Origin of the sequence: Kineosporia sp. NBRC 101731 (assembly GCF_030269305.1) — a bacterium.
Classification (GTDB): Bacteria; Actinomycetota; Actinomycetes; order Actinomycetales; family Kineosporiaceae; genus Kineosporia.
Map to the genome: position 1 here is coordinate 26,917 of NZ_BSTC01000029.1, position 9,265 is coordinate 36,181.

9 protein-coding genes are annotated in these 9,265 nt (G+C 69.5%); 4 read left to right on the forward strand and 5 right to left on the reverse strand.

Translation table 11 applies throughout. The features are described 5' to 3' along the window. Nucleotides 1-26: 26 nt before the first annotated feature. Nucleotides 27-1,805: a sensor histidine kinase gene (locus tag QSK05_RS35880; protein WP_285601884.1), complete on the reverse strand. Its 1,779-nt coding sequence runs from the start codon at nucleotides 1,803-1,805 to the stop codon at nucleotides 27-29. Beyond that, entirely contained in the window at nucleotides 1,802-2,533 is a 732-nt protein-coding gene (locus tag QSK05_RS35885; RefSeq protein WP_285601885.1) for a response regulator, read from the reverse strand. The genes QSK05_RS35880 and QSK05_RS35885 overlap by 4 nt, the downstream gene beginning before the upstream one ends. 157 nt (nucleotides 2,534-2,690) lie before the next feature. Between QSK05_RS35885 and QSK05_RS35890 the strand changes: the two genes are divergently transcribed. From QSK05_RS35890 to QSK05_RS35900, 3 genes are read left to right on the forward strand one after another with little or no spacing between them, the layout of a single operon-like run. Then, nucleotides 2,691-3,986 carry an efflux RND transporter periplasmic adaptor subunit gene (locus QSK05_RS35890; protein WP_285601886.1) on the forward strand — a complete coding sequence of 432 codons (1,296 nt, stop codon included), beginning with the start codon at nucleotides 2,691-2,693 and terminating at the stop codon, nucleotides 3,984-3,986. Beyond that, a complete protein-coding gene (locus tag QSK05_RS35895; RefSeq protein ID WP_285601887.1) occupies nucleotides 3,983-4,684 on the forward strand; it encodes an ABC transporter ATP-binding protein in 702 nt (233 codons plus the stop codon). Before QSK05_RS35890 ends, QSK05_RS35895 begins: the two co-directional genes overlap by 4 nt. Continuing rightward, nucleotides 4,681-5,865 carry an ABC transporter permease gene (locus QSK05_RS35900; RefSeq protein ID WP_285601888.1) on the forward strand — a complete coding sequence of 395 codons (1,185 nt, stop codon included), beginning with the start codon at nucleotides 4,681-4,683 and terminating at the stop codon, nucleotides 5,863-5,865. The genes QSK05_RS35895 and QSK05_RS35900 overlap by 4 nt, the downstream gene beginning before the upstream one ends. A 67-nt stretch (nucleotides 5,866-5,932) precedes the next feature. Here the strand turns inward: QSK05_RS35900 and QSK05_RS35905 are convergent, their stop codons facing one another. Next, the gene (locus QSK05_RS35905) at nucleotides 5,933-6,541 is read right to left on the reverse strand and encodes a hypothetical protein (RefSeq protein WP_285601889.1); all 609 of its coding nucleotides are present in this window, start codon (nucleotides 6,539-6,541) and stop codon (nucleotides 5,933-5,935) included. A gap of 195 nt (nucleotides 6,542-6,736) precedes the next feature. Here QSK05_RS35905 and QSK05_RS35910 point away from each other — a divergent pair, with 195 nt between their 5' ends. After that, nucleotides 6,737-7,312, forward strand: coding sequence for a hypothetical protein (locus QSK05_RS35910; protein ID WP_285601890.1), 576 nt, complete (start codon nucleotides 6,737-6,739; stop codon nucleotides 7,310-7,312). A gap of 99 nt (nucleotides 7,313-7,411) precedes the next feature. Here QSK05_RS35910 and QSK05_RS35915 read toward each other — a convergent pair whose 3' ends face one another. Continuing rightward, nucleotides 7,412-8,725 carry a type II toxin-antitoxin system HipA family toxin gene (locus QSK05_RS35915; protein ID WP_285601891.1) on the reverse strand — a complete coding sequence of 438 codons (1,314 nt, stop codon included), beginning with the start codon at nucleotides 8,723-8,725 and terminating at the stop codon, nucleotides 7,412-7,414. A 304-nt stretch (nucleotides 8,726-9,029) separates the two neighbouring features. After that, the coding region (locus QSK05_RS35920) for a hypothetical protein (protein WP_285601892.1) at nucleotides 9,030-9,265 on the reverse strand (236 nt) is incomplete at its 5' end.

Genomic DNA, 9,265 nt, shown 5'->3' on the forward strand with positions numbered 1-9,265 from the left:
AGACCAGGAGATGTCGGTTCGCACGCTCAGGACCGGGGGTCTTGCCCGGGCAGCCGGACGGTGAACGTGGTTCCTGCATCCAGCGTGCTGTCCACGGTGATCGTGCCCCCGTGGGCCTGGGTGATCTGCCGGGCGATGGCCAGGCCCAGCCCGCTGCCGCCGGTGGCCCGGGTGCGGGAGGTGTCGGCCCGCCAGAACCGGTCGAACACCTTCGGCAGGTGCTCCGGCGCGATGCCGGTGCCGGTGTCCCGCACGGTGAGGATCACGACGCCGGGCTCGGCCCGGGCGCTCAGCGTCACCGAGCCACCGGCGGGGGTGTGGCGGATCGCGTTCGACACCAGATTGCCGACGAGCTGACGCAGTCGCACCGGGTCGGCGCTCAGCGGGGGGGTCGTCCGGGCATCGACGGCCAGGACAACCCCGGCATTCTCGGCCGCGCTCAGGTGGGCGTCCAGCACCTGGTCCAGGACGTCCTGGGGGTCGGTCGGTTCGGGGTGCAGGCGCAGGGTGCCCGCGTCGGCCGCGGCCAGATCGGCCAGGTCGTCGATGATGTGCTGCAGCAGCAGGGTCTCGTCGTGCAGCAGGTCGACCAGTTGCCGGTCGGTGCTGGTCAGGCCGTCCTGGGCGGATTCCAGCCAGCTGCGGATATTGGTCAGCGGGTTGCGCAGCTCGTGGGCGACGTCGCCGACCATCGCCCGGCGTTGTGCCTCGGCCTGGTCTCGGCGCTGCGTGGCCTGGTTCAGAGCGGTGGCCAGGTAGCCGATCTCGTCGCGGGTGGAGATGGTGACGGGTTCCTGGGCGGCGGCCGCCTCGGTCAGCGCCCGCAGCGGCCGCACCAGCCGACGGCCGACCAGCACGGTGACAGCGATCGTCACCAGCAGCACGAGCCCGGTGACGGTGGCGATCCGGATGACGTTGGCGCGGGAGAGGGTGAAGGTCGGCCGGTTCAGGCCGGTGTCCGGATCGGTGACGAACAGCAGTGCGGCCGGTGCCGTGTACGGCTCCAGCTGGGTGCGGCGGGCCCGGGCCAGGCAGCGGAGCGCCGCGGCGTCACCGTTGATGCCGACCCAGGTCTGCAGCTGCTCGGCCAGGGATCCCGACCCCAGGTCCGCCGGCGCCGAGGCGAGAGTCTTGCGGGGATCCGGCACGCACCGGCCGGCCAGCTGCGTCAGCTGGCCCAGCGCCTGGCGTTCGGTCTTCACCAGTGGGCTGGTGATCTGCTGCTGGCAGGCGGTGAGCACGCTCTCGTAGCCGTTGACCGTGACGACGGGACGGCCGCTGGGCGCCGTGGTGATCTTGCCCTGTGCCCCGCTGCGTTCGGCGCAGGCCAGCTGGTCCTGCGCGTACGTGCGCAGTGAGCTGGCCTGGGCCGGGGTGATCCGGAAGGGGCCGACGGCGCGCGGATCGATGCTCTCGGTGCTGCCGGTCAGGGTGGCGTCCAGGCGCAGCGGATCGACGGTCGCGGACGGTTGGGCGGTGGCGAGAGAAGGACCGGGGGTGGAGCTGGAGTCGGCGATCACCTGCCGGTCCTCGGTGGTCAGCGTGACCCGGCGGCTCAGGGTCGCGGACTGCTCGGTGAGCAGCGCACCGACGCCGCTCCAGTCACGGTGCGTGGCCGCGTACCCGATCAGGGCGTCGTAGAGCGCCTTCTCGTCGCTCAGCGAGCGCCCCTGCTCCTGCCGGATCGCCTGGGACACGGTGCGGGTGGCCAGCCAGGCGGTGGCCGCGACGGCCAGGACGGCGACCACGATCGACGTGGCCAGCAGACGTGTCACCAGGCGGTGCCGCAGCGGGACCCGGCTCACGGAGCGAGCCCCGTCATGGTGGCCGTCATACCGTCGCTCTTGTCGCCGGTCATCCGGTAGCCGACGCCGTAGACCGTCAGCAGGTACTCCGGCCGCCGGGCGTCGCTCTCGATCTTGCGGCGCAGGTTCATCACGTGCACGTCGATGGTGCGCTCGGTCGAGCTGCGGTCCAGCCCGCGGGTGTGCACGAGCAGCTGGGCCCGGGTGAAGACGCGCCCGGGCTGGGCCGCCATTGCCGCCAGGATCGCGAACTCCCCAGGCGTGCAGTCAATCTCCTGGTCATCCAGGGCCACCCGGTGACGGGCCTCCTCGACCTGGAGCCGCCCGATCCGGTGCACCGGTGCGGGGTCGCTACGACGGGCTGCGGCTGTGCGCCGCAGCAGTGTGCGGATGCGGGCCATCAGTTCCCGCGGACTATAAGGCTTGGTCAGGTAGTCGTCCGCCCCCAGATCCAGTCCGGCCAACAGATCGTCCTCGCTCGAGCGGGCCGTCAGCATCAGGATCGGCACGTCCGACTCGGCCCGCAGGGCCCGGCAGACCGCCAGGCCGTCCAGTCCAGGCATCATCACGTCCAGCACCAGCACGTCGGGCGCCGCCCGGCGGGCCTGATCCAGCGCACTGATCCCATCGTGTACCAGCGTCGTGGAGTGCCCCTCCGAGGCCAGGTACCGCCGGAGTACCTCGGCCTGCCGGTGGTCGTCCTCGGCCACCAGGACATGTGCGCACATCTGGCCGATGTTAAATGCCTTTCGCTCCGGATCCGGGATCGTGACCCGAACCTGACAGGTTTCTAACGACTTCCGTCCAATGTCGTTCCTCATGCGTGTGAAGTCCGTCGACCCCGATCACCCGCGGCCAGGAGGCCGTTACGGGATGTGGGGCCTTATGTCCGTTCTTTCGGTGATCCTGGTCTGTGCCGGTGGGTACCTGGTGGTCAGCCACCGGCCCTCCGCACCCGCCGCTGCGGCGACCGATCCGGCCCAGACGGTGACGTTGGAGCGTCGTGACCTCTCGAGCAGCCAGGTCATCGGCGGCAAGGTCGGCTACGGCCCGGCCTGGGAGCTGACCGGGCGGCGATCCGGAACCCTCACCTGGCTGCCACAGCCGGGCTCGACGATCCGGCAGGGCCGACAGCTGTACCGGGTCGACGACGAACCGGTGACGCTGTTCTACGGGAGCCTGCCGCTGTACCGGCGGATCTCCGGTGATCACCTGGTGGGGCGGGACGTGAAGGTGGTGGCCGACAACCTGGCCGCGCTGGGCTACACCGTCGGGCAGCAGCCGGTGGCGGGGCAGCAGGTGGTCCAGCGGACCGCGACAGTTTCCGACGACGCGGCAGGGGACGCCGGCGATCAAGGGGACGCGGTCAAACAGGGGGACGCGGTCAAACAGGGGGACGCAGTCAAACAGGGGGACGCGGTCGGGCAAGGGGCCGCTTCGGTCCAGCAGGGCGCCGAACGTGAGGACGCCGATGGCCAGGGTGCGGGGACGCTCGACTCGGATCAGGGGGACACCGGGACATCGGGCCAGTCCTTGCGCACGCGCACGGTCACCGTCCGCAGCGGTGAGGGAGTACTGACCCCGCAGCTCGTCACGGCGATCCGGCACTGGCAGAAGGACACCCACCGTCCGGTCACCGGCCGGATCGACATCGGCCAGGTAGAGGTGCGGCAGGGGCCGCTGCGGGTGGAGTCAGTGCTGTCGCAGACCGGGGCGGCCGCCGACCAGGCGGTGCTCTCGGTCACCTCCACGCGCAAGGTGATCACCGTGATGGCCTCGCTGGCCAAGGCCGGCGCCATCGACCGCGGCGACCGAGTCCGGATCACGCTGCCGGACAACCGCAGCGTGCGGGGCCGGGTCACGACGGTCGGCCGCTCCCTGGCGAGTGCTGACGGCCAGGAGGAACAGCAGCTGGCCGTCACCGTGGAGGTGAACCAGCGCAAGGCCCTGGCCCGGATCGACGCCGCCGACGTCGACGTCGAGTTCGTCGCCCGCACGGTGAAGGACGTGCTGGTGGCCCCGATCGAGGCGCTGGTCTCTCTGAGCGAAGGCGGTTATGCGGTGGAGCTGGCCGACGGTGGCGGGCTGGTCGCGGTCGAGACCGGGATGTTCTCCGACGGGCTGGTCGAGATCACCGGTGACGGCCTGGACACGGGCACGTCCGTGGTGGTGGCCTCATGAGTACCGTGAGCGTCGAGCCGGTTCCGGTGCTCGAAGTTCGCGACGCCGGGATGGACTACCCCGGAGGAGTCAGCGCCCTGGCCGGGGTCTGGCTCACGGTCGAGGCCGGCGAACTGCTGGCCATCGTCGGTCCCTCCGGCTCGGGCAAGTCCACGTTGCTGAACATCATGGGCACCCTCGACCGGCCGACCCGGGGCCAGGTGCTGATCTCCGGTCAGGACGTCGCGCGCCTGGCCGACCGTCCACTCTCGGCCCTGCGTGCCCGCGAGCTCGGCTTCGTCTTCCAGCAGTTCCACCTCACCGAGGGCCTCAGCGCCGTCGACAACGTGGCCACCGGCCTCCTGTACGCCGGCGTGCCCCGCCGCCACCGGCGTCCTCTGGCCCTGCAAGCTCTGGACCGCGTCGGCCTGGGCCACCGATCCGGTCACCGGCCGCACCAGCTCTCCGGCGGTGAGCGCCAGCGCGTCGCGATCGCCCGGGCGCTGGCCAACGAGCCCTCCCTGGTGCTCGCGGACGAGCCGACCGGCGCCCTGGACACCGCGAACGGGCAGGCCGTGCTGGACCTGCTGCGCCGGCTCAACGACGAAGGCACGACCATCGCGCTGATCACCCACGACCGGGAGATCGCCGCGTCCCTGCCGCGCCGCGTCGAGATCCGCGACGGCCGCCTGGTCCACGACAGCAGGCAGGCAGCATGAACCGGCTGACACCGCGCGACGTGCTCGCGCTGGGCGCGATCGGGCTGCGCACCCGCAAGGCCCGGGCCGCGCTCTCGGCGCTGGGTATCGCGATCGGGATCGCCACCATGATCGTCGTGACCGGTATCCCCGCCTCCAGCCAGGCCGACCTGTCCCGGCAGCTTTCCGCGATGGGCACGAATCTGCTGCAGGCCAGCGCCGTTCAGGACCAGGAACCACCGGCCCAGCTGCCGGGATCGGCCATGGCGATGGTGGAACGCATCGGCCCCGTCACCGGGGTCAGCGCGGTCGCGAACACCCATACACCGCTGCGCCGCAACGACCGGGTCGCGCCGGGAGCCAACCCGGACCTGACCGTGCTCGCAGCCCGGCCCGGACTGCTCCAGACCCTGGGGGCGCGGATCTCGGCCGGGCACTGGCTCACCCCGACCAACGCCCGCCTCCCAGCCACCGTCCTGGGCGCCAAGGCCGCGACCCGCCTGGGCGTCACGATCGGTACGGGCGCACCGGCCCCGCTGGTGATGATCGGGGAGCAGCAGTTCACCGTCGTCGGCATTCTCCAGCCGGTGCCGCTGGCGCCCGATCTCGACTACGCGGCCCTGGTCGGCTGGGAGGTCGCCCTCGAGGCCCTGACCTTCGACGGGCATCCGACCGTGATCTACGTGCGCAGCCACGAACCGCAACTGGAAGGCGTCCGTTCGGTGCTGGCGACCACGATCGATCCCGAACGACCGGGCGACGTCGTCGTCAGCCGTCCCTCGGACGCGCTCGCGGCCAAACGGGCCACCGAAGCGAGCTTCTCCGTGCTCTTCCTCGGCCTGGCCGCGGTTGCGCTGGTGGTCGGCGGGATCGGCGTGGCCAACACCATGGTGATCTCGGTGCTGGAGCGCCGCTCCGAGATCGGCCTGCGCCGGGCGCTGGGTGCCACCCGGGGTCAGATTCGCGCCCAGTTCCTCACCGAGTCGGTGTTGCTGGCCGGGTTGGGTGGCCTGATCGGCACCGGCCTGGGGGCTCTGGCCACGGCCGGGTACGCCGCCTGGAACGGCTGGCCGGTGGTGATCCCCGCCGCGGCGGCCGTGTCCGGAGTGGCCGGGGCGGTGGCCGTGGGCGTCCTGGCCGGTGTGTACCCGTCGGTGCGGGCATCCCGGCTGACCCCGACCGAGGCCCTGGCCTCGGTCTGATCGTTCGCCACCACAGCACAAGCGGCGGCCGGGAGAACCCGGCCGCCGCAACGTCGTCCTCTGCTGATTACTTCATGTCCGCGGCCACCTCCCGCTCGCACTCCGGGGCCTTCTCCAGACCCAGCGAGATCGACCGCGCATCGTTGTCCTCACCGCCGAAGGCATAGCTCATACCGTCCGAGGAGACCTCCACCAACCGCACGCCCTTGTTCTTCAGGCAGACCACGACGGCGCGCGCGAAGTCCCGGGCCTCCGGGTTGGCCGGGTCCTTCTCCCAGGCCGGCAACGGGTAGAACTGCGAGCATGCGCTCTCCGCCGCCGTCCACCGAGCGTCGTCCTTCGACGTGGCGGCGGACATCCCGCCCGAGGCCTGCTCCTTGGCCGTCCGCTGTTCTCGCGACGATCGAATGTCCACCCCGTGCTCGAACATGCAGTCCTGGTAGGGCTTCAACAGCGCCTCGGACTCCTGCTCGGTCATGTCGATGCGTTCGCGCGGGCGCTCGGCCGTGCTGGTCGGCCCGGCCGCGGTGTTCTTCTTCACCAGCGAGGCCACGCTGGGCTTGCCGGCGTTCTGGGCGGTGGGTGCCGCGGCACCGGACGAGGATGAACAGGCCGTCAGGGTCAGGCCGATCGCGATCAGCACGGCGGCCGGGCCGGGCCGGACGTTCCTGCGCATGGGGAACCACCTCTCGGGATCATGGCCGCCCGGGAGCGTCCCGGACGACTGATCCAGCCTGGCCAAGAGGTTTGAGGAAGTTGTCAGGATGCCGAGCAAACACCCAGCGCCCGCGCCGGCGGGCCGTGCAACACCTCAAGAGGTCAGCGCGTCCCCATCCGCGCTCCGTTGTTGTCCGTCTGTCGCAGTCCGAGCGTGGCCATGAACCAGAACCTGGAGATCCCCGTGCAGCCTCAGCAGTCCCAGCAGCCCCCGCCCTTTCCTTCCGGGCCCACCGAGCCGTCGCGCAGCACGCTGGCCGTCGGATACCTCAGTCACTGGGGCGCGCTGATTGCCGTCATCCTGCTGATGACCGTGGTGCTGGCGGTCCTCTCGGTGATGAAGGGGTGGTGGGCCTTCTTCCTCATCCCGGCCCTGCTGCCGGTCATGGGGGTCGCGGTGGCCACCCAGGGGGCGGCCCTGGCATCACTGCGCCCGCGGGGTGGTCCGGCCGAGATGTCCAGGACGATGGCCGCTCTGGTCGAGATCCTGGCGGCTGCCCAGCTCCTGGCCGTGGCCGGGGCCTACTTCTGCATCCCGGCGTTCGGTGACACCAGCGATTCCTCGGCCTTCACGTTCATCTGGGCCGACACGGAGACCTTCATCGTCAAACTCTCGGGGATCCTGGCGGTGGTGTCGGGTGTTGCGGCGGTAGGGGTGACCGTGGTGCTGGTGATCCTGCTCGTCGTGCTGGCGAATCGGTCGCGTCGTCTGAGGTCAGCGTGGAGATGAACGGAAGGGCTTGGCCCTGACCATGGGCAGCCTCGCGATCGAGGTAATCCGGAGGTGAACGGACGGCCGGCGCATCTGACAGCGCCGGCTCAGTCATGTTCAGGCCCAGGGGCGGGACGAGGTTGTGCGGGTGTCCCTCTGGTCGGGGCGCCAGGACCCAGCGACATGATCGGCGATGCGTTCAGCCATCGTGGTTGCTTCGGTTCGCACGTCGGCGGGTAGCGACGCAGCCGCCCGTTCCAAGGCTTCCGGTAGTTCCTCGCGTAATTCCTCGACCCACGCGATGGCCTGTTCGCCAGGCAGGCCGAGTTGTTTGGCCACTTTCTCCCAGTCGGCGTTGCCGACGTCCAGGAACGTCCAGTGCTCGCCGATCTTCATCGCAGACTTCAGACGGTCGTACTGTGGGTAGCAGGCTGCTGAGGCGACATCGTAGAGCGGGCTGACCTGAGCGTGGCCGCCGATAAGCATGAGCGAGTAATTCTTGGCGTGGGCGTCAGTACCGCCGATGAGGACATTGAGGGCGAGGCCCTGGAAGAAGCGCTTGACCGACGCGGTCCGGTCGTCGATCTGGAGTCGCTGGAACAGTCTGCCGACGGCGGCTACGCCGGGACCGCCGTCATTCTGGTACTTGAGGCTGGGCGGGACGGCCAGGGCCTGGCAAAGATCCTCCTGGTGGACCCGATGCCACCGGCCGTTGCTGTCCTGCCCGCGGTCATAGCGGTGCGAGATGATGGCACGGACGTCGGCAAGCTCGAACAGGTCCACATCGGCAGCGAGAAGCCCGGCCTGTTGAGCAGTTCGCTGACACAGAGCCTCATTGATGTGGTGACGCTTGAAGGCGCCCAGTGCGGGCTTGACGATGCATGTGGTGGGAGTCGAGTCGCGGGGAATACCCCATCCACTGGTCTCAGGGTCTTGGAACAGCGCAATTTTCGGTTGCGCGCCCGCCAGGCTCCACCGGCCGCCGAACCGGCCGGGATCCCACGCCCCGCCGTGCGCGGCGAGTTCATTCACCAGCGTGGCGAGATCGTCATCGGTGAGCCATTCGATGTCGCCCGTCCGTTCGGTGGTGTCGGGTGCGTCTACCTCGGGCAGGATTTGCACGGCGCCGGCGGCGTCACGACCGACGTGTCGCAAGAGCGAGAAGGGGTTTCTGGGGTTCGCTCCGTACTGCTGGCCCCATCGTTGGCGGGCTGCATCTGAGTCCGGGAGAAGATTGTCCAGGTAGGCGAGAACGGCCTTGTTTGCATGTCTGCCTTCGCGCAGAGGCATGGACAGCGAAAGTGGCGTCGCGTGCGGGTCTGCCTGGTAGTCCTCGTCGTAGACGAACGTCAGGGCTCCCTGGGGTGTCTGCCGCGCCTCGCCGATGGGTACACCGTCGAGGAATACACGCAGGCGCTGGGAACTCTTCATTGGTATCGGCCTGTTCTCTGTGCGAACAGCGACGCGAACGGGTCAGCGGTGGGCGAGGCCGTAGAACGTGCGGAGCGGTTAGCAGGGGCTGCCTTTTCGGCGTCCGCCGTGCTGGCGGCGACTGTCGTTCTCGAGGTGGCCCTCGTCTTGGCTCTCGGCTTCCTGGGCGTCTTCGGGGCAGCCGTTCCAGCGTCAGGCAAGGGGCGTACCGCCCATTCGCGGCTGATGCCCATACGATCAGCAAGATCGGCTTGGGTCATTCCCCGGGCCCGCCGAGCAGTGCGCGTCAGCGCACCGAAGTCCCTTACGACAGAGACACGCACAGCCCATCCATTCCGTGAATGTTTTCTTTCTCTGGCATTTTCAATAGTAGGCGTTCGGCAAAATTTCGAAATTGGCCACTGCTCTCCGTGCTGAGCCCGGATCCACCGGCCAGCATGAGTGATGTCACCGCAAAATAGGCCGCGGGTGCCCGCTGACCTGGGATGATGTTCTTGCGACGGAATATCAGCCCGAGGATCAAGGAAGCACCCGCGAGAT

Bases quoted from the DNA above. Each gene is read 5' to 3' on its own strand.
- QSK05_RS35885 (WP_285601885.1), bottom strand. From the start codon at position 2,533: ATGTGCGCACATGTCCTGGTGGCCGAGGACGACCACCGGCAGGCCGAG.
- QSK05_RS35890 (WP_285601886.1), top strand. From the start codon at position 2,691: ATGTCCGTTCTTTCGGTGATCCTGGTCTGTGCCGGTGGGTACCTGGTG.
- QSK05_RS35895 (WP_285601887.1), top strand. From the start codon at position 3,983: ATGAGTACCGTGAGCGTCGAGCCGGTTCCGGTGCTCGAAGTTCGCGAC.
- QSK05_RS35900 (WP_285601888.1), top strand. From the start codon at position 4,681: ATGAACCGGCTGACACCGCGCGACGTGCTCGCGCTGGGCGCGATCGGG.
- QSK05_RS35905 (WP_285601889.1), bottom strand. From the start codon at position 6,541: ATGCGCAGGAACGTCCGGCCCGGCCCGGCCGCCGTGCTGATCGCGATC.
- QSK05_RS35915 (WP_285601891.1), bottom strand. From the start codon at position 8,725: ATGAAGAGTTCCCAGCGCCTGCGTGTATTCCTCGACGGTGTACCCATC.